The sequence below is a fragment of the Lysinibacillus cavernae genome (genome assembly GCF_009724685.1).
Lineage (GTDB): Bacteria > Bacillota > Bacilli > Bacillales_A > Planococcaceae > Lysinibacillus > Lysinibacillus cavernae.
On the sequence record NZ_WMEF01000013.1, the window covers coordinates 43,655 to 62,869 of the forward strand.

General features: G+C 38.2%; 18 protein-coding genes. All 18 read left to right on the forward strand.

The features are described from left to right. Nucleotides 1-53: 53 nt before the first annotated feature. A complete protein-coding gene (glpX, locus tag GJU32_RS19620; RefSeq protein WP_155593672.1) occupies nucleotides 54-1,010 on the forward strand; it encodes a class II fructose-bisphosphatase in 957 nt (318 codons plus the stop codon). A 228-nt stretch (nucleotides 1,011-1,238) separates the two neighbouring features. Continuing rightward, nucleotides 1,239-2,522 carry a transcription termination factor Rho gene (rho, locus tag GJU32_RS19625; RefSeq protein ID WP_155593614.1) on the forward strand — a complete coding sequence of 428 codons (1,284 nt, stop codon included), beginning with the start codon at nucleotides 1,239-1,241 and terminating at the stop codon, nucleotides 2,520-2,522. 130 nt (nucleotides 2,523-2,652) lie between these two features. Next, nucleotides 2,653-4,554: a helix-turn-helix domain-containing protein gene (locus GJU32_RS19630; protein ID WP_155593615.1), complete on the forward strand. Its 1,902-nt coding sequence runs from the start codon at nucleotides 2,653-2,655 to the stop codon at nucleotides 4,552-4,554. A gap of 89 nt (nucleotides 4,555-4,643) precedes the next feature. Beyond that, nucleotides 4,644-6,368: an ABC transporter ATP-binding protein gene (locus GJU32_RS19635; protein WP_155593616.1), complete on the forward strand. Its 1,725-nt coding sequence runs from the start codon at nucleotides 4,644-4,646 to the stop codon at nucleotides 6,366-6,368. Nucleotides 6,369-6,414: 46 nt separating this feature from the next. Further along, nucleotides 6,415-7,215, forward strand: coding sequence for an ABC transporter ATP-binding protein (locus GJU32_RS19640; RefSeq protein WP_155593617.1), 801 nt, complete (start codon nucleotides 6,415-6,417; stop codon nucleotides 7,213-7,215). Between the two features lie 38 nt (nucleotides 7,216-7,253). After that, nucleotides 7,254-8,306 (forward strand): FecCD family ABC transporter permease, encoded by a 1,053-nt coding sequence (locus GJU32_RS19645; RefSeq protein ID WP_155593618.1) that lies wholly within the window; start codon nucleotides 7,254-7,256, stop codon nucleotides 8,304-8,306. Then, on the forward strand, nucleotides 8,303-9,337 hold the full coding sequence (locus tag GJU32_RS19650) for a FecCD family ABC transporter permease (protein ID WP_155593619.1): 1,035 nt from the start codon (nucleotides 8,303-8,305) through the stop codon (nucleotides 9,335-9,337). The genes GJU32_RS19645 and GJU32_RS19650 overlap by 4 nt, the downstream gene beginning before the upstream one ends. A 122-nt stretch (nucleotides 9,338-9,459) precedes the next feature. Beyond that, nucleotides 9,460-10,509 carry an NAD(P)/FAD-dependent oxidoreductase gene (locus GJU32_RS19655; RefSeq protein WP_155593620.1) on the forward strand — a complete coding sequence of 350 codons (1,050 nt, stop codon included), beginning with the start codon at nucleotides 9,460-9,462 and terminating at the stop codon, nucleotides 10,507-10,509. Between the two features lie 199 nt (nucleotides 10,510-10,708). Continuing rightward, complete coding sequence (rpmE, locus tag GJU32_RS19660; RefSeq protein ID WP_054611246.1) at nucleotides 10,709-10,912, forward strand: 50S ribosomal protein L31; 204 nt, start codon at nucleotides 10,709-10,711, stop codon at nucleotides 10,910-10,912. 115 nt (nucleotides 10,913-11,027) lie between these two features. After that, nucleotides 11,028-11,600, forward strand: coding sequence for a thymidine kinase (locus tag GJU32_RS19665; protein WP_155593621.1), 573 nt, complete (start codon nucleotides 11,028-11,030; stop codon nucleotides 11,598-11,600). 446 nt (nucleotides 11,601-12,046) lie between these two features. After that, nucleotides 12,047-13,123, forward strand: coding sequence for a peptide chain release factor 1 (prfA, locus tag GJU32_RS19670; RefSeq protein WP_155593622.1), 1,077 nt, complete (start codon nucleotides 12,047-12,049; stop codon nucleotides 13,121-13,123). After that, a complete protein-coding gene (gene prmC / locus GJU32_RS19675; RefSeq protein ID WP_155593623.1) occupies nucleotides 13,110-13,970 on the forward strand; it encodes a peptide chain release factor N(5)-glutamine methyltransferase in 861 nt (286 codons plus the stop codon). Before prfA ends, prmC begins: the two co-directional genes overlap by 14 nt. A gap of 44 nt (nucleotides 13,971-14,014) precedes the next feature. After that, on the forward strand, nucleotides 14,015-14,602 hold the full coding sequence (locus tag GJU32_RS19680; protein WP_155593624.1) for a stage II sporulation protein R: 588 nt from the start codon (nucleotides 14,015-14,017) through the stop codon (nucleotides 14,600-14,602). A gap of 102 nt (nucleotides 14,603-14,704) precedes the next feature. Further along, the gene (locus GJU32_RS19685) at nucleotides 14,705-15,739 is read left to right on the forward strand and encodes an L-threonylcarbamoyladenylate synthase (RefSeq protein WP_155593625.1); all 1,035 of its coding nucleotides are present in this window, start codon (nucleotides 14,705-14,707) and stop codon (nucleotides 15,737-15,739) included. A gap of 166 nt (nucleotides 15,740-15,905) precedes the next feature. Further along, complete coding sequence (locus GJU32_RS19690; RefSeq protein ID WP_155593626.1) at nucleotides 15,906-16,403, forward strand: manganese efflux pump; 498 nt, start codon at nucleotides 15,906-15,908, stop codon at nucleotides 16,401-16,403. A 22-nt stretch (nucleotides 16,404-16,425) separates the two neighbouring features. Beyond that, the gene (locus GJU32_RS19695; protein ID WP_155593627.1) at nucleotides 16,426-16,866 is read left to right on the forward strand and encodes a low molecular weight protein arginine phosphatase; all 441 of its coding nucleotides are present in this window, start codon (nucleotides 16,426-16,428) and stop codon (nucleotides 16,864-16,866) included. Between the two features lie 8 nt (nucleotides 16,867-16,874). After that, nucleotides 16,875-18,158 carry a methyl-accepting chemotaxis protein gene (locus GJU32_RS19700; protein WP_155593628.1) on the forward strand — a complete coding sequence of 428 codons (1,284 nt, stop codon included), beginning with the start codon at nucleotides 16,875-16,877 and terminating at the stop codon, nucleotides 18,156-18,158. Nucleotides 18,159-18,764: 606 nt separating this feature from the next. Next, entirely contained in the window at nucleotides 18,765-19,202 is a 438-nt protein-coding gene (rpiB, locus tag GJU32_RS19705) for a ribose 5-phosphate isomerase B (RefSeq protein ID WP_155593629.1), read from the forward strand. Nucleotides 19,203-19,215: the final 13 nt, after the last annotated feature.

Consider the following 19,215-nt stretch of genomic DNA (forward strand, 5'->3'; position numbering starts at 1 on the left):
TAATTTGAATGTTTTGGCACGTAAAGATGCCGATAACGGGAGGCAAAGCAACAATGGAACGTAGTTTATCGATGGAAGTAGTACGAGTAACAGAAGCAGCAGCAATCGCATCCGGGAAATGGATGGGGCGCGGTTTAAAGATTGAGGCAGACGATGCAGCAACAACAGCGATGCGCAAGATGTTCGATACAATTCCAATGCATGCTACAGTAGTAATTGGTGAAGGTGAAATGGATGAAGCACCAATGCTATATATTGGTGAAGAACTTGGTTTACGAAATGGTGGTCCACAAGTAGATATCGCAGTGGATCCTTTAGAAGGTACAAATATTGTGGCAAAAGGTACGAATGGTGCAATGACGGTACTAGCTATTGCAGATAAAGGCAAACTGCTAAATGCACCAGACATGTATATGGAGAAAATTGCTGTAGGGCCAGAAGCAGCTGGTAAAGTCGATATAAATGCTTCTGTAACTTTTAACTTATTACAAGTAGCAAAAGCTAAAAATAAAGATATTTCTGATGTTGTAGCAACCCTTTTAGATCGACCACGTCACCAAGCAATTGTTGATGAAATTCGTGAAGCTGGTGCACGTATTAAGTTTATTCAAGATGGCGATGTTGGCGCAGCAATCAATACTGCTTTTGATGAAACAGGTATTGATATTATGTTTGGAACAGGTGGAGCACCAGAGGGTGTTATTGCGGCAGTAGCCTTAAAATGCCTAGGTGGAGACTTCCAAGCAAAACTAGTACCAGAGGATGAGGAGCAATTAGAACGCTGCACAAAAATGGGTGTAGATGTTGAAAAAGTTCTTTATTTAGATGACCTAGTAAAAGGTGATGATGCTATTTTTGCAGCGACAGCTGTAACAGATTGCGAGCTTTTAAAGGGTGTTCAATATAAAGGTGCTTATGCCTTAACTCATTCAGTCGTTATGCGTGCTAAATCTGGTACGGTCCGTTTTGTTGAAGGCCGTCACGCTCTTGAGAAAAAACCTAGATATTAATGATATTTTCTTCTAAAATATACCTAGTACATCTATTGTGCTAGGTACCTTCTTCTTAAATTAACCATCCCATATTTTTAAGGCAATGTTTAGTTATATGGTGGAAAATGTACCAGTAGGAATTGTTAAACTGAGGTAACCATATAAGCGTTAAAGAGCCTATTGTAAAAACTTCAATGATAACCCCAATAATTGTATTATATTTTGAAAAAGACTGGAGTTGTGCATATGTCTGCATTGACAATCGCTCAATTAGAAAACATGACGTTAAAAGAGCTTTACGCCCTTGCACGCCAATATAAAATTTCATATTATAGCAAGCTAACGAAAAAAGAATTAATATTTGCTATTTTGAAAACGCGTTCAGAGCAAGAGGGCTATTTCTTTATGGAAGGCGTACTAGAAATTGTTTCGCAAGAGGGCTTTGGCTTCCTTCGACCAATTAACTATTCACCAAGTAAAGAAGATATTTATATTTCTGCATCCCAAATCCGTCGCTTTGATTTACGTAATGGGGACAAGGTGTCAGGAAAGGTGCGACCACCGAAAGAAAATGAACGCTATTATGGTCTATTACAAGTGGATGCTGTCAATGGCGAAGATCCTGAAGTAGCGAAGGAACGTGTTCATTTCCCTGCATTAACACCTTTATATCCAAATCGACAAATTAAGCTTGAAACAACACAGCGTGATTTATCAACACGTATAATGGATTTAGTTGCACCTGTAGGTTTTGGACAGCGTGGTTTAATTGTTGCACCGCCAAAGGCAGGTAAAACATCATTATTAAAAGAGATTGCAAACGCTATAACTACCAATCACCCAGAAGCAGAGTTAATTGTCTTACTGATTGATGAACGTCCTGAGGAAGTTACAGATATTGAACGTTCTGTGAATGCAGATGTCGTAAGCTCAACATTTGATGAAGTACCAGAGAACCATGTAAAAGTGGCGGAAATTGTATTAGAGCGCGCACGACGTTTAGTGGAGCATAAGCGTGATGTGATTATTTTAATGGACTCCATCACACGTTTAGCACGTGCATTTAACTTAGTAATTCCGCCAAGTGGACGTACACTTTCAGGTGGTATTGATCCGGCTGCTTTCCATAGACCGAAACGTTTCTTTGGTTCAGCGCGTAATATTGAGGAAGGCGGTAGCTTAACTATTTTAGCGACAGCTTTAGTAGATACGGGGTCTCGTATGGACGAAGTCATCTATGAAGAATTTAAGGGAACAGGTAATTTAGAGCTTCATCTTGATCGTCAGTTGGCAGAGCGCCGTATTTTCCCTGCGCTTGATATCCGTCGTTCAGGTACACGTAAAGAAGAGCTTCTTCTTGAGCCAGAACAACTTGAAAAGCTATGGGCTATTCGTAAAACATTTTCGGATGCGCCTGATTTCGCAGAACGCTTCCTGAAAAAGCTACGCACAACAAAATCGAACGAAGAATTTTTTGAAAAATTGAACGAAGATATGAAAAAGGCAACAAAAGGTAAGGGCCTTTTATAAAACAACATCACCATTGACAAACAAATTGTCGATGGTGATTTTTTTGTATATTTTTTACTACTGTATATTGAAATTGATAATCATTATCAATATAATGGTGCTATAAACATGTTTATTGAAGGAGACAAGTATGAATTTTGATGCCTATATGCTTCTTTGGGAAAATGCATTTATCCAGTTGAAGCATATCGATTACATAAATAAATCAGATGTTCAAGTATCAAAGGAATTAACACATAGTACGTTTCTTATCGTAACAGCGGGTGATGTACAAATTGCTATTGATGAACAACCCTATCATGTGCAACGCTTCAGTATTTTTCATATTGGGAAATCCCAATGTCTTCAGATAACAGCACAACAGAATGTCAGCTATTTCCTCATTAGCTATAAGGGTGATGTTATGTATAAAGATGCTTTTATGCAACATTTACAGATGCACTATCAACCCTTTCAAACACATTTCTCTTGTGTGCCCTCGAATCCTATAGCCATTTATAGCATTCTCCAAGATATGAACAGTAAATGGCAGTCCGGCTCTATTCAGGAGCATTTATCTGTGAAGGCCTCTTTCTATGAGCTCATCTACAGAGTGTTTCAAGAATTAGCTGAAGGACAGGGTAAACCACATGAAATCGATAAGGCTGAATTAGCACGATTATATATCAAGCAACACATTCATCAACCATTATCTATACAGACATTAGCCGATATGCTTCAGATAAGTACACGTCATTTATTACGCATCTTTAAAGCCCGTTATGAAGTAGGTCCACAAATTTATTTACAGCAATTGAGAATAGAGCAAGCTAAACAGTATTTGCTAGCCAACCAATATGGCATAAAAGAAATCGCTATTTCTCTGGGATTTGAAGATGAATATTATTTTAGTCGTGCTTTTAAAAAAGCAACAAATATGGCACCAAGTAGTTTTAGGCTGAAATATACATCTAGCATGTCCGAAATTGCCATTACAAGTGAGAATCATTTTCAATACAATAAGAATCAGCTCGCGCAAGCAAAACGATTTGAGAATGAAGAAAATGAAATCATGAAGGAAAAGGTGATTCAGCATATAAAACTACCTTTTTTACTAAGCCTGTTAGTTTTACTTGCAGCATGTAATGAAGATACAAACCAAACTAAGGTAGCTGAACAAACTACTTCAAATACTGCAGAGACTAGAACTGTAACAGATGATAGTGGGCGGGAAGTAGAGATTCCGGTGAGGGCAGAGAGAGTTGTAACCGATTGGTATCTTGGTCAAATTTTAGCGTTGGATGTTGTACCAGTTGGGGGTGTGAAGGCTAACCTCGATTATGCTGCTTTTTTAAAGCAACACTACAAGGATGGGGAAATTACGAATATTGGAACAGATGGTAAGGTGTCATTAGAAAAAGTATTAGAGTTAAAACCAGACTTGATTATTACATGGAATGCAGAGGATGTAGAGAAATACGAAAAAATTGCTCCGACAATTGTCTTTGCCGAAGATGCTCATCAATCTGCGACTGAGGAAATTAAGGCGATGGCTAATTATTTAGGAAGAGAAGAAGAAGCGGAAGCATTTACAAAGGAATTTGAAGATCGTATAGCAAAAGCTAAAGAAAAAATTAAAGATGTCATTCCAGAAGGAGCATCATTTACTATTTATGAAATGTTTGTAAAAAATGCAACGATTGTTGGGAATTCAAGTGTATCAGGCGGTAGAGCACTCTATCAAATTTTGGGCATGAAACCTCAAGAAAAGGTGCAGGAGTTATATGATACAAAGAAATCGAGTAGGGGACGTTATGAAATTTCCTATGAGGTAGTAGGTGACTATGTAGGTGACTATAACTTCATGATTAACTTCTTTAACAAAGATAGGAAGATGCCAGCGACATGGACTAATTTAGATGTCGTTAAAAATAATCAAATAGTAGAGCTTCCGTCTGAATATTATTTTGCTTCTGATCCACTCTCTGGTTTACATCAAGCTGAAGAACTAGTTGATAAAATAGTTGATTTTACGAAGGCTCAGCAACAATAACTGTGAAAACATGTGAGCTAATTGTTTGTATAAGCAGATTGCTCAATTATTAGATACGTAGAATGATATTGCAAAAGGAGGCTGCAACCATGTTATTAAAGCGCTTTTTTTCATATTATAAGCCCTATAAAGGCTTATTTATTTTAGATTTTAGTTGTGCCATATTAGTGGCGCTAATCGAGCTAGCGTTTCCGATGGTTTTAAATAAAGTAATTGATGATATTCTGCCAGATGGAGAAATAAAATGGATCTTTATGGCAAGTTTATTGCTGTTTGCCTTATATATATTTAATTCCATTCTACATTTCATCGTATCGTATTGGGGACATATGTTAGGAATTAATATTGAAACCGATATGAGGAAGGAATCTTTTAGCCATGTGCAAAAGCTATCTTTTAGATATTTTGATAATAACAAAACAGGGCATCTTGTTTCTCGATTAACAAACGATTTAATGGATATTGGTGAACTTGCTCACCATGGTCCAGAGGATATCTTTATTGCGGCAATGACGATTATAGGGACGTTTGGTGTCATGTTCTATATTGACCCAACCTTTACTATTCTTATTTTCCTACTTGTACCTATCATCTTAATTTTGACGATTATTTTTGGGAAGTTAATGTCCAAAGCATTTCGTCAAATGTTTGGAGATATCGCAGATTTCAATGCACGAGTTGAAAACAATGTAAGTGGTATTCGTGTTGTACAAGCCTTTACAAATGAAGATCATGAGATTAAACGCTTTAAAGTAAATAATGAAAGATTTCGTATGACAAAGCTGTTTTCCTATAAAGTAATGGCTTGGAATGAAGCAATTTCAGGCATACTTACGAAGGTTTTATCACTATTTACACTATTAGTTGGTGCTTATTTTGTATTAAATGGACATTTAACAAATGGTGATTTTATCGCATTTATTTTACTTTCAGGTATTCTTTTAGGTCCAATTAATAAAATAAATATGTTTATAGAAAGTTATCCAAGGGGGATGGCAGGCTTTAGACGATATATTGAATTCCTTGAAACAGAACCTGAAATTGCGGATCGTCCAGAGGCAAAAGACATCAATGAAATCGATGGCGAAATTACTTTCTCCAATGTATCGTTTGGCTACGCTGCCAATAATCGTGCCTTACATCAAATTAATTTAAAGGTACGTCCTGGTGAAACTGTTGCCTTAGTAGGTCCATCTGGTGCAGGAAAATCTACAATTTGTAGTTTATTGCCACGTTTTTATGAAGTAAATGAGGGTTCCATTAAAATTGATGGTCTTGATATACGTGATTTTAAACTGCAATCTTTACGTTCGCATATTGGGATTGTTCAACAGGATGTCTTTTTATTCGATGGTACCATTCGTGAAAATATCGCTTATGGTAATTTAAATGCCAGTGAAGAAGATATTTGGTATGCAGCACAACGAGCGCAACTTACAGATGTGATTAATGCTTTACCTGAAGGCATGGATACATTAATTGGTGAGCGTGGCGTTAAATTATCAGGTGGCCAAAAACAAAGATTATCCATTGCCCGTATTTTCTTGAAAAACCCAAAAATCTTAATACTGGATGAAGCAACATCCGCATTGGATACAGAAACTGAACAGGCTATCCAACAAGCATTAAACGAGCTTTCCATTGGACGTACTACATTAGTGATTGCCCACCGTTTAGCGACGATTAAGGATGCAGACAGAATTGTCGTTGTATCGAAAAAGGGCATCATTGAAGAGGGCACACATGAGCAATTAATGGAACGCAAAAATGCATACTATGGCTTGTATACAGCTCAATTTGGATTACAAATATAAGAGCGAAAATTAGCGTAGCATTCTCAAAAATGAAAGGAAGTTAAAGATGTCAGTACTTGAAATAGATCATGTTGCGATTGGTTATTCCTCAGCACTCATCGTCAATGATTTAAGTGTGGAGATTCCTAAAGGGCAAATCTCCACGATTATCGGTCCAAATGGTTGTGGCAAGTCTACTTTATTAAAGGCTGTTGCACGTGTTTTACGAACACAGAACGGTGCTGTCTATTTAGATGGCAAAGCTATACACCAATTAAAGACAAAAGAAGTGGCCAAAAGAATGGCTATTTTACCTCAAACAGCAACAGCACCAGGAGGGTTAACGGTTTTTGAATTGGTATCATATGGCCGCTTTCCTCACCAAGTAGGGTTTGGTACATTGCAAAAGGAAGACTATGAATATATCCATTGGGCTATCGATGTTACGGGGCTGAGAGAATTTAGTGATCGACCAATTGAGGCATTATCAGGTGGCCAGCGTCAGCGAGTATGGATTGCCATGGCATTGGCGCAAGGCACGGATATTTTAGTACTGGATGAACCTACTACTTATTTAGATTTAGCCCATCAGTTGGACATTTTGTTGCTGCTGCAAAAACTAAATAAGGAAGAAGGACGAACAATTATTATGGTCTTGCATGATTTAAATCATGCGTCACGATTCTCTCAATTTATGATGGCTATGAGAGACGGAAATTTAATGGTGAGTGGCAATCCAAAAGAAGTGATGACAAAGGAGAATTTACAAAAGGTATTCAATATTGATGCAGAAATGGCTGTTTGTCCATATAGTAAAAATCCAATCTGCCTATCTTATCAGTTGTACGATATGAAGGGAAAAATCTAGTCAGCACTTTTAATTGGAAGTTATGAGGAGGAAATAAAATGACTACGTCGACAGGAGTAGGAGAGCTCCACGATTTAGAGGAGCTACAGAAACGATCTCATCCGATCCGTGGAGTAGTAGCTTTAATCGTAGGAGTAATTGGATTAATATTTGCCATTGGCTTATCGATTTCTTTTGGTGCAGCAGATATTTCATTGGGTACTGTTTGGACAGCAGTTACCCATTTTTCACCAGAATTAACAACACATCAAATTATCCATGATATTCGATTACCACGAGTGCTTGGAGCAGCACTAGTAGGTGCAAGCTTTGCAGTAGCGGGTGCGATTATGCAAGGCATGACACGTAACCCATTAGCAGACTCTGGGTTACTTGGCTTGAACTCCGGAGCGGCATTTATGTTAGCGGTGTGCTTTGCCTTTTTCCCCGGACTACCTTATATGTTTTTAATTTTATGTTCCTTTGTAGGAGCAGGTCTTGGTGTTGCCATTGTTTATGGTATTGGCTCACTTTCAAAAGGTGGCTTAACACCAATGCGACTAGTTCTGGCTGGTGCTGCTGTTAGTGCTTTACTTGGAGCGCTAGGAGAAGGAATTGCTCTATATTATCGCATTGGACAAGACCTAGCATTTTGGTATGCGGGTGGTGTTTCGGGCACAAAATGGAGTCATCTACAAATATTATCTCCATGGATATTTGTTGCGATGATAGGAGCACTTATTCTATCACGTTCAATCACTGTACTGAGCTTAGGAGAAGAAATTGCAGTTGGACTTGGGCAACGTACGGCAGTTGTAAAAGTATGGGGAATGATCATTGTTTTAGTTTTAGCGGGTGCAGCCGTGTCGGTTGTCGGTGCGGTTGGATTTGTAGGGTTAATTATCCCTCATTTAACGAGATACATAGTTGGACATGATTATCGCTGGATTATCTCTTGTTCTATAGTATATGGGGCATTGCTTGTTGTGTTAGCTGATTTAGTGGCACGTATAATCAATCCACCTTATGAAACGCCGATTGGCGCACTAATTGCCTTTATCGGTGTACCATTCTTCCTTTATTTAGCACGAAAAGGAGGAAAAGAACTATGAGTAACAGCTATTTAACACCAAGTCAGCTTAAGGCGAAAAGAAAGAATTTCTCCATCCTTGTTACACTCATCGTGTTAATCATCATTACCTTTGTTATTAGTATGAATACTGGGGTTATTAAACTGACACCAATGGAAGTTCTGCGGACACTTTTTGGTCAAGGTGATGCACAACAGCAGCTTATATTATTTGAATTCAGACTTCCGAGAATTGTGATTGCTGTATTAGTAGGTATGGGCTTGGCGATATCAGGTGCTATTTTACAGGGCATTTCTAAAAATGCTTTAGCAGACCCGGGTATCTTAGGGATTAATGCAGGGGCAGGACTTGCCGTCATGCTATATGTATCATTTTTTCCTACAACAAAAGCAGCACCTGTTTTTTTACTACCAGTATTAGCTTTTGTAGGGGCAGGATTGACAGCGGTGTTGATTTATTCACTTTCTTATAAAAGACATGAAGGTATTACTCCGATGCGTTTAATCTTAACAGGGGTAGCTGTAGCAGCAGGGATTAGCTCGGCTATGATTGTGCTAACACTACGCCTATCACCAGAAAATTATCAATTTGTAGCAACGTGGCTAGCAGGTAGCATTTGGGGCTCGAATTGGCGATTTGTGCTGTCGTTGTTACCCTGGTTAGTCATCTTATTGCCTTTTGTCTATGCAAAATCACGTGTATTAAACGTATTAAATTTAGGTGAATTAACTGCTGTTGGGCTAGGTGCTTCTATTGAAAAAGAGCGCCGTTGGCTGTTGGCCGCTGCTGTTGGTTTAGCTGGAGCTAGTGTTTCTGTAAGTGGAGGCATTGGTTTCGTGGGACTTGTAGCACCACATTTAGCTCGACAGCTTGTTGGAGCGAAGCATCAGTTTTTACTGCCAACCGCAGCACTGTTAGGAGGCTTTTTAGTCTTAATGGCTGATACGATCGGTCGTTCTATTTTAGAACCTTCTGAAATTCCAGCGGGGATTGTGGTAGCTGTTTTAGGAGCACCTTACTTCTTATATTTATTGGCACGATTGAAGGAATAAATGTCGTTTTTTTATTGAAAACGAATAGTGTGTTTATTGAAGGGAAGAATAACAAGTTGTAGTTTAGTGCTTGTCACAAAACTTTATGATCGAATCAAGATTGAAGGGAATGGGTACTAGAAATGACAAAGGAACTATATGATGTAACGATTGTTGGCGGAGGTCCAGCAGGTCTCTATACTGCCTTTTATAGTGGAATGCGAGATTTAAAAACGAAAATTATTGAGTATAGCTCGCAGCTGGGCGGTCGTATGTTAATTTACCCTGAAAAAATGATTTGGGACGTCGGTGGGGTAACGCCTATATTAGGTGGCAAGCTTATTGAACAACTCGTTGAACAAGCTGAAACTTTTGATCCTACAATTGTTTTAAACCAACAGGTCGAAAAATTAACTAAGCAACAGGATGGGACATTTATTTTAACATCTTCTACAGGTGAGAAGCATTATTCTAAAACGGTTATTTTAGCAGTAGGTTATGGCGTTCTTTCTATGCAAAAGCTTGAAATAGAAGGTGCAGACCGATATGAAGTAACGAATTTACATTATACAGTACAGGAATTAGAGATTTTCCGAAACAAGCATGTTTTAATTTCAGGAGGCGGCAATTCTGCTGTCGATTGGGCAAATGAGCTAGAGCCAATTGCTGCAAGTGTTACGGTCGTTCATCGCCGTGATGACTTTGGCGGACATGAAAGAAATGTTGTGCGAATGAAAGAATCCTCAGTACGTGTGAAAACGCCATATGAGGTTGTTCAACTACATGGTGATGGTGATTTAATACAGTCTGTATCCATTGTGAATAAGGAAACAGATGAGGTTGAGCGTATAGAGATCGATGCCGTTATTGTGAATCATGGTTTGAAATGTGATTATGGTGCACTTGAAGAATGGGGATTAAACATCAAAGATGAGGTAGCAATCGTCGATGAGAATCGTGAAACAAACATAGCTGGTGTCTATGGGGCGGGCGATTTTATTGATCATCCAAGTAAAGTAAGATTAATTGCTGGTGCATTTACGGATGGAATACTTGCATTAAATAGTGCTAAGCTATATTTGGAGCCAGATGCACCAAAAGTAGCCTATGTATCTTCACATAATATTCGTTTTAAAGAACGAAATGAAAAAATAGGATTAGTAGACAATGATTATCGTGAAGTTCGTGGATAAGGATTAGAGAAGTCTTATGTTCAATATTTTTTTCTTGAAAATAATGAAATGACTATGCTATAATCGAAAAGTATGCAACGTGTACATATGTAGCTGACCCTTTCGACACAAATTTTGTAGTCGACATATTCGGGCTATGTAAGGTACAGTTCGATAATACTCTGTTCCAGATGGTTCAGGGCGAGAGGAGAAAACGAATATGAAACAAGGAATTCATCCTAACTACAAAGAAGCAACAGTAACTTGCTCTTGTGGGAACACTTTCAAAACTGGTTCAGTAAAAGAAAACATCGTTGTCGAGTTCTGCAACGAATGTCACCCATTCTATACTGGCCGTCAAAAATTCGCGTCTGCTGATGGTCGCGTGGATCGTTTCAACAAAAAATACGGTCTTAAAAACTAATGTTAGTTTAATACCTGCCAAGCATGCGCTTGGCAGGTATTTTTTTCAGTAAATAATACATGTTGATGCAAGTCTTTTCAAAATCCATATAGACACAAGAAAGGGAGAAGACAAAATGGCACAGCTATATTTTAAACATGGTGCAATGAATAGTGGGAAATCAATAGAAATTCTAAAAGTTGCCCATAATTATGAAGAACAACAAAAGCCTGTAATGATGTTTACTTCAGGTTTAGATACGCGTGATGAGGTTGGTTTTGTTTCCAGTCGGGTAGGTTTAAGACAACAAGCCATTCCCGTTTATGAAGATACAAATATTTTTGAACTAGTCAAAAATAATGACCTCAAACCATACTGTGTGCTTGTGGATGAAGTTCAATTTTTAAAAAAGGCACATGTTTTACAACTAGCTAACATTGTGGATCAATTAGATATTCCCGTGATGGGCTTTGGTTTAAAAAATGATTTTCAAAATGAGCTATTTGAAGGTAGCCAGTACATGCTTACATATGCAGATAAAATTGAGGAAATGAAAACAATTTGTTGGTTCTGTCATAAAAAAGCAACAATGAATTTACGAGTAGATGAAAGTGGAAAGCCAGTTTACACAGGTGATCAAATCCAAATTGGTGGTAATGACTCCTATTATCCGGTTTGCAGAAAATGTCACGCACATCCACCGCTGTAAAGCTACATCCAAATAGTATGCCTATGGAAGCGCTAAGAAAAAGTAGCGTACATGCGAAATTTTCCTTATACTAAGTAGTGAAAATCAATTACGCTGTGGCGTAATTGACGCTGAGCTTTGCTTTGGCGCAGATAAACAATACGCCCAGATTTTTTCAAGCTGATGAGTAGAAGTTAACCTTAAACCGTCACGTCCTGTGACAACGTTTAACGGACCTAAGTCGTGCAGGCCTATCTTAAAATCTGTGACATCCGCTAGAGGATTTATCTTGATTGCCCCTATAGAGGGGGAGTCTCCTGTACCTGACCCTTCACTTTCGGTACAAAAACATTTGCTGATTCAAGATAAATTATGTAAATGACCGTTATGCCTTAGTGGAATTTCGATTGAAAGCTTCTCTGTAAAAGAAGGAGCATATTATAAAAAACTAAATAGAGGTGAAATCCATGTTTGATCGATTACAAGCAGTGGAAGATCGCTATGAAAGGCTAACAGAGCTTTTGAGCGATCCGGATATTGTTAATGATAATAAGAAATTACGTGAGTATTCCAAGGAACAATCAGATATCCAAGAAACAGTGGATACTTATCGTGAATATAAAAGTGTTAAAGAGCAGTTAGCCGATACACGTGAAATGTTAGATAGTGAAAAAGATCCTGATATGCATGAAATGGTGAAGGAAGAATTTAACCTATTAAAAGTACAGCAGGAAGAGCTAGAAGAACGTTTGCGCATTTTATTAATTCCAAAAGATCCAAATGATAATAAAAACGTTATTATGGAAATTCGTGGTGCAGCTGGTGGTGACGAGGCCAATATTTTTGCAGGCGATTTGTTCCGTATGTATTCTCGTTATGCTGAGACGCAAGGCTGGAAAATTGATATTATGGAAGCTACGCCAAACCCAATGGGCGGCTATAAAGAAGTGATCTTTATGATTAACGGACAAGGTGCTTATTCAAAATTCAAATTTGAAAATGGTGCACACCGTGTACAACGTGTTCCTGCTACAGAATCACAAGGCCGTATTCATACATCAACGGCAACAGTAGCGTGTTTACCTGAAGTTGAGGAAGTAGATGTTGAAATCCATGAAAAAGATATTCGTGTAGATACATTTGCTTCTTCTGGTGCAGGTGGTCAATCTGTTAATACAACAATGTCTGCTGTTCGTATGACCCATTTACCAACAGGTGTTGTGGTTTCGATGCAGGATGAACGTTCACAAATTAAAAACCGTGAAAAAGCAATGAAAATTCTACGTGCTCGTGTTGCAGATATGTATTTGCAGGAAGCGCAAAAAGAGATTGATGCTACACGTAAATCTGCTGTCGGCTCTGGCGATCGCTCCGAGCGTATTCGCACATACAACTATCCACAAAACCGTGTTACTGATCACCGTATCGGTTTAACGATTCAAAAGCTAGATCAAATCGTCGAAGGTAGACTAGACGAAATTATCGATACGCTAATTTTGGAAGAGCAAGCATCGAAGTTAGAGCGTTTAAATGATGACCTATAAAAATGTGAATGAGGCCCTTGAGTGGGCTTCTTCTTTTTTAATGGATAATGGTCGTGAGCCAACAGCAGCGCGTATCGTCATGCAACATGTACTGGGTACTAGCTATTCAGGGGTTATGTTGCATTTACAGAGTGAGCTAACAGCGGAGCAACAAAAAAAATTTAAAGCATTGATAGAAGAACATGCAAGTGGACGTCCTGTACAATATTGTGTTGGTAGTGAGGAATTTTATGGCCGCTCCTTCATAGTAGATGAATCTGTATTAATTCCTCGACCTGAAACAGAGGAATTGGTATTTGGTACAATTAATCGCATACCTAAATTATTTCAACATCAAACATTGAAGTTAGCTGATATCGGTACAGGAAGTGGTGCCATTGCCATTTCGATGAAGATGGAATGCCCAGAGTTAACAGTTATAGCTACGGATTTATCGAAGGAGGCACTAGCAACTGCACAAAAAAATGCCCAGCGATTAGAAGCGGATATAGATTTTAGATTGGGTGATTTAACAGCGCCGCTTGCAGGAGAGAAATTTGATATTGTATTATCGAATCCACCGTATATCGCCTTTGATGAGGTACAAGTAATGTCGAGTGTTGTGCTTGAGCATGAACCACATAGTGCGCTATTTGCAGAGGAAGAAGGTCTTATTTTATATAGACAATTAGCTGAACAATTACCAGCCTGTATGAATAGACCAGCATTGATTGGGTTAGAAATCGGTTATACACAAGGTGAAAAAGTAGCCAAATTCTTTCAAGATAGTTTTCCACAGGCTACAGTTTCAATAGAGAAAGATATTAATGGTAAACCTCGAATGATTTTTTGTGAGATTCATGTATAAAGTATCTTAATCTTGCCAACAATGTTGAGCAAGGAGGGATTTTTATGTTAAACGAATACAAGATTATTAGATTACCTAAACAAAATATCTTTCTAGCTTTTGCTAGACTAGTAATAATTGCGATTGCTTTACAACTATGTATTTTATATATTCCATCATTAGTAGGCTTTGCGAAGGAAGCTACTAATAATGAGCAAGAAAAGGATTTTCGTATACGTGTCATTGCGAATAGTAATACTATACAAGATCAGCTAGAGAAAGAGCAGCTTGCCCAAGATTTAAAACCATACTTTATGCAAGTGGCTACTGCTGGACTTGTAGGGAATGAGCAAATTCTTTCGTTAAAACAACAAATTGAAACAGAATTGAGCGAAAATTATCCACAGATGGATACACAGGTTGTCGTTGGGGATAACTTATTTCCACCGAAAAGACAAGGTGCTGTACTATATCCACAAAATGTGTATCATTCAATTGTTGTTAAGATTGGTGATGCACGTGGGGATAACTGGTGGTGCAGTATCTTCCCATCTATTTGTGAGCCTGACAAAGAAGAAGTAAAAGAAGAAGAGCCGGAAGAAGAGAAGGTAACGTTCTTTATATGGGAATGGATTAAAGGGCTTTTTGAATGAATTGTGCACAAATTCAGATAACTTATGCACATTTTTTAATAAGTTATAAACAATATGTGGATAATTCAGTGAAAAATGAATAATTGAAGGTAGGTTTTAATCATGGAAACTGTTTGCAAGGTTGTGGACAGTAATGTGAATAGTCAGATTAATTATACACAAGCTGTGGATATCTTAAATGAAGGCAATGTAGTAGCATTTCCGACAGAAACAGTTTATGGCTTAGGAGCAGTTGCCACAAATGATATGGCAGTTAAAAAGATATTTGAAGCAAAAGGCCGACCTTCAGATAATCCTTTAATTGTCCATGTTGGCACAAAAGAGGAAGTAGCATTTTATATAGACCATATTTCTGAAGTAGCTAAACAATGCATGGATTTATTTTGGCCAGGTCCACTAACGCTTGTGATGCCAGCAAAGCCAAATGTATTAGCTCGAAGTGTAACAGCTGGATTATCGACAGTTGGCATTCGGATGCCAGATCATCCAGTAGCACTTACCTTGCTGCAACAGCTTAAAAAACCGCTTGCTGCGCCAAGTGCTAATCGTAGTGGTAAGCCAAGCCCGACAGAGGCAGTCCATGTATTAGATGATTTGGGAGGGTACATACCTTATATTTTAGATGGAGGTTCTACAGGGATAGGGCTTGAGTCCACTGTGTTAGATGTGACACATGAGCCTCCAGTGATTTTACGTCCAGGTGGTATTACAAAAGAAATGCTTGAGGCTAAAATTGGGCCTGTTATTCAGCCGACAAAAATAGAGCAGAAGTTAGAAACGACACCTAAGGCACCAGGAATGAAATATACACATTACGCACCAAATGCTCCTGTGTATTTAATAGATTGTCATTATGAGAAAGTCAGTGAAGCTGTTCAGCAATTGCAGCAAGAGGGACATGTGGTAGCACTACTTGCACCTGCTAATTTTGAACATATCAAGGCCGATTTTTACTTCTCCATTGGTGAAGCAGGCAGTAAGCAAGAAATGGGTGCGACTTTATACAATGCACTTAGAGCATGTGATAAAACAACAGCTACCGTTATATTAGCAACCACAACCTCAACAGAAGGTGTAGGCGCAGCTATAATGAATCGATTGGAAAAAGCCTCTGGCGGTAAATGGTATTCATTGTAGAAAAAACTAGCGACAAAAGACATGAAAATTTTTCAATGTCTTTTGTCCTTTTTTATGTTCATTTATCACATGCACAAAAAAGAAAATCTATTGTGTGGACAATTATGATAATAATGTATTTCCGAGCATAAAATGATAAAATATTAGGGAGCGAAGGAGTGCGTTCTTGCAGGGGATTCTTGCAGGTATATTAACGTCTGTTGATGTGATTGGTCTATATGTTTTGCTGCCAAATGTTAGATATCGTTTATTTCTGGCACTATGGACGGCTGCACTGCATATGCTTTTCCCGTTATTAGGATTTGAATTAGGAAGCTATTTAGTTCGTTTCCTATTAGAATGGGGACAATGGATTTCGAGTATTTTATTATTTTGTATTGGGATGCATTTACTATTATTCTCTCATAGAGATGAAAAAGTAATGATTTCACCTGTACTTTTAGCTGTGACTGCAAGCCTAGATACCTTTTCAGTTAGTGTTTCTTTTGGTATGCTACACTTAGAAAAAACAATTTTTATAATGAGCGCAGGCTTGAGTGCTCTAATTTGTGCTTATGGGTCATTAGTCATTGCACGTAGAAGCCAAGTCTTTTTTGGCAATAGAATTCAAATAGTCGCTGGGATTATCTTTATTATCATGAGTATTCTAGCTATTCAACAATAAATCAAACTGGAGAGTGATAAGTGTGAAAATATTATTTGTTTGTACAGGCAATACTTGTCGCAGTCCAATGGCAGAAGTCATATTAAAACATAAACAGATAGACAATGTAGAAGTGCGCTCGGCGGGTATTTATGCTATGCCAAACGCACAAATGTCAGCAAATGCACAACAAGTGCTAAATGAAGCGCAAATGTCACATCAGCATTTTGCGACGCAATTATCAATGACTGAAATGGAATGGGCAGACTTAATTTTAACGATGACTACTGCTCACAAAGACACCGTGCTTTCAAGTTATCCAGAAGCTGAGAATAAAGTATTTACATTGAAAGAGTATACAAATGAAGGCAGTCTGGAAAATGTAGGGGATCCTTATGGTGGAAATAAAGTAATATACGAAGCAACATTTGCAGAATTAAAGGGATTGGTAGATCAATTAATAAAAAAACTAGAAAAGAATTGAGGGGCCCTATGAAAAAACAATTTGGTTTACGACTTAAATTGGTGTTATTTGTTAGCGTACTTGCATTAATCACCTACAGTGTCAGCTTTATATTCATTGAGTTTTTACAGCCAACTTTCTTCCCTGAAACGAATCGAAAATTGTTTGAATTGATTACTTACGCATTAGGTATTACATGGTCAGGTATATTGGCTGCTATATTTAGTGTAATCCTAATCAAACCTTTACAGCAGCTTGAACATTCTGCAACGCTTGTGGCAGAAGGGAAAATTGGACAGGATGTACAGATGCCTAAAACAAATGATGAGATTCGATCAGTTGCAGAGGCATTCCAACAAATGGTGTTAAATTTACGTCAAATGGTAGAGAGTATTGATCATAACTTCCAACAAACTAATCAATCGATTATTCAGCTTTCAGATGAAGCTGGAGTAGCAACTAGAAAAGCAGAAGGCATCGCCTCTACAGTGAAGCATATTTCTGCAGGGGCAGAAGCATCCGCAACAGCTGTACAAGATACTGCTGAAGCAATTGAGGATGTGCGAGCTCTAGCAACTGAAGTAAATAGTAGAGCAGAGGCATCAGCATCGCAATCTAAAGAGATCCTACATAATTTATCAACAACAACAAAAGCAATCGAAACATTAGTGAATAGTATTCAACAAATTGCAACAGGCAACAATGAAGCGCTGAAAAGCATTCATGTATTAGAAGAAAACGCTGGACAGGTAGAACGTATTATTAGCTTAGTCGGTGACATCGCAGCACAAACAAATTTATTGGCATTAAACGCCTCTATAGAAGCAGCTCGTGCAGGAGAGCATGGAAAGGGCTTCGCAGTGGTGGCTGAGGAAGTTCGTGGTTTAGCTGATGAAAGTGCGAAAGCTGTACAAGGTATTACAGCATTAATACAGTCCATGCAGCAAAATGTAGAAGTAGTTGTTAAACAAATGAACGAACAAGTGGCATTTGCTACGAAGGAAGCTGATCGCGTTTCTGAAACTACGACAGCAGTAGAAGGAATGTCTTCCAATGTACATGAAATGGCAACAGCTATTGTTGAGATTTCTTCTTTAATTGAACAACAAATGCATAATATTGAAACGACAGCTCGACAATCGCAAGAAGTCGCAGCTATTGCAGAAGAAACGTCAGCAGGTGCACAGGAAGTTCGTAGTGCAGCTGAAGAGCAAGCGCATGCAATCGAACAAGTAGAGCATCTTGCTCAAAGTTTAAAAAAGCAATCGGAAGCATTGCATAAAATGATTCAACAATTTGATAGACAAGCATAGACCTATAGACTCTACAAAAATGCGACGTAAAATCGGATTTATGTAGAGTCTTTTTTCTTGATTCAGCTAAAGAGTTCTTCCTCTAAGGCAGAGATGAATGCTTGTTTTGTTTTTTCAGCTAGTGTTCAAACGCCTGAATCACGAAATAACCTTCGGCGGATGTCATAGGACGAGCCAGTATCAGGTTACAGCTACTCGTTAGTTCAAAAAATCTGTACGCATTGTGTATCTACGCGAAAAGTGAAGCGTCTGCAGCAATTAATTCTAGGTGTAAGACATTACCAGACGAACAGTCATCTTCATTTAATAGAGAACTTTTATCTAAGCGCCACATTCTGTCGAAGCGTTTATGTCCACGGTAAGTAAAAAGCTAAAAAAACTTTAGAAGATGGAATATTACAACAAAAGACCGTTATCCGAACTTATTAACATGATATTCACACTATCCACAGAAAAGTAGCTTTAAAAGTGAATATTTTTATGTTAGAATACAATAAACGTTCGTCTTTTAGGAGAAATCAGCATAAAAATACAAGAAAAATCATGTTATTCTTCAGAAAGAAGTGGTACACTAAGGTTGACTATAATTCGAAAAGAGGGAACCCAGTGAGAATAGCAATTTCTTCTGATCACGGAGGCAATAACTTACGTCGTGAGATTATGCAGCTATTAGATGAACTTCATATTAGCTACGAAGATTTTGGTCCACAATCTGCGGATTCAGTAGACTATCCAGATTTTGCAAAACCAGTTTCTGATGGTGTTGCAAACGGAGAATTTGATAAAGGTATTTTAATTTGTGGCACAGGGATTGGTATGTCCATTGCTGCTAATAAGGTAAAGGGCATTCGTTGTGCATTAGTGCATGATGTATTTAGTGCCAAGGCAACGCGTTGCCATAATGACTCAAATGTTTTAGCAATGGGTGAACGTGTCATTGGTCCAGGCCTTGCACGTGAAATTGTACAAACATGGCTAGCAACAGATTTCGAAGGTGGCCGTCATACACGCCGCATCGAAAAAATTACTGAACTAGAGCAATAAAAGGTTCATTATG

Bases quoted from the DNA above. Each gene is read 5' to 3' on its own strand.
- glpX (WP_155593672.1), top strand. From the start codon at position 54: ATGGAACGTAGTTTATCGATGGAAGTAGTACGAGTAACAGAAGCAGCA.
- rho (WP_155593614.1), top strand. From the start codon at position 1,239: ATGTCTGCATTGACAATCGCTCAATTAGAAAACATGACGTTAAAAGAG.
- GJU32_RS19630 (WP_155593615.1), top strand. From the start codon at position 2,653: ATGAATTTTGATGCCTATATGCTTCTTTGGGAAAATGCATTTATCCAG.
- GJU32_RS19635 (WP_155593616.1), top strand. From the start codon at position 4,644: ATGTTATTAAAGCGCTTTTTTTCATATTATAAGCCCTATAAAGGCTTA.
- GJU32_RS19640 (WP_155593617.1), top strand. From the start codon at position 6,415: ATGTCAGTACTTGAAATAGATCATGTTGCGATTGGTTATTCCTCAGCA.
- GJU32_RS19645 (WP_155593618.1), top strand. From the start codon at position 7,254: ATGACTACGTCGACAGGAGTAGGAGAGCTCCACGATTTAGAGGAGCTA.
- GJU32_RS19650 (WP_155593619.1), top strand. From the start codon at position 8,303: ATGAGTAACAGCTATTTAACACCAAGTCAGCTTAAGGCGAAAAGAAAG.
- GJU32_RS19655 (WP_155593620.1), top strand. From the start codon at position 9,460: ATGACAAAGGAACTATATGATGTAACGATTGTTGGCGGAGGTCCAGCA.
- rpmE (WP_054611246.1), top strand. From the start codon at position 10,709: ATGAAACAAGGAATTCATCCTAACTACAAAGAAGCAACAGTAACTTGC.
- GJU32_RS19665 (WP_155593621.1), top strand. From the start codon at position 11,028: ATGGCACAGCTATATTTTAAACATGGTGCAATGAATAGTGGGAAATCA.
- prfA (WP_155593622.1), top strand. From the start codon at position 12,047: ATGTTTGATCGATTACAAGCAGTGGAAGATCGCTATGAAAGGCTAACA.
- prmC (WP_155593623.1), top strand. From the start codon at position 13,110: ATGATGACCTATAAAAATGTGAATGAGGCCCTTGAGTGGGCTTCTTCT.
- GJU32_RS19680 (WP_155593624.1), top strand. From the start codon at position 14,015: ATGTTAAACGAATACAAGATTATTAGATTACCTAAACAAAATATCTTT.
- GJU32_RS19685 (WP_155593625.1), top strand. From the start codon at position 14,705: ATGGAAACTGTTTGCAAGGTTGTGGACAGTAATGTGAATAGTCAGATT.
- GJU32_RS19700 (WP_155593628.1), top strand. From the start codon at position 16,875: ATGAAAAAACAATTTGGTTTACGACTTAAATTGGTGTTATTTGTTAGC.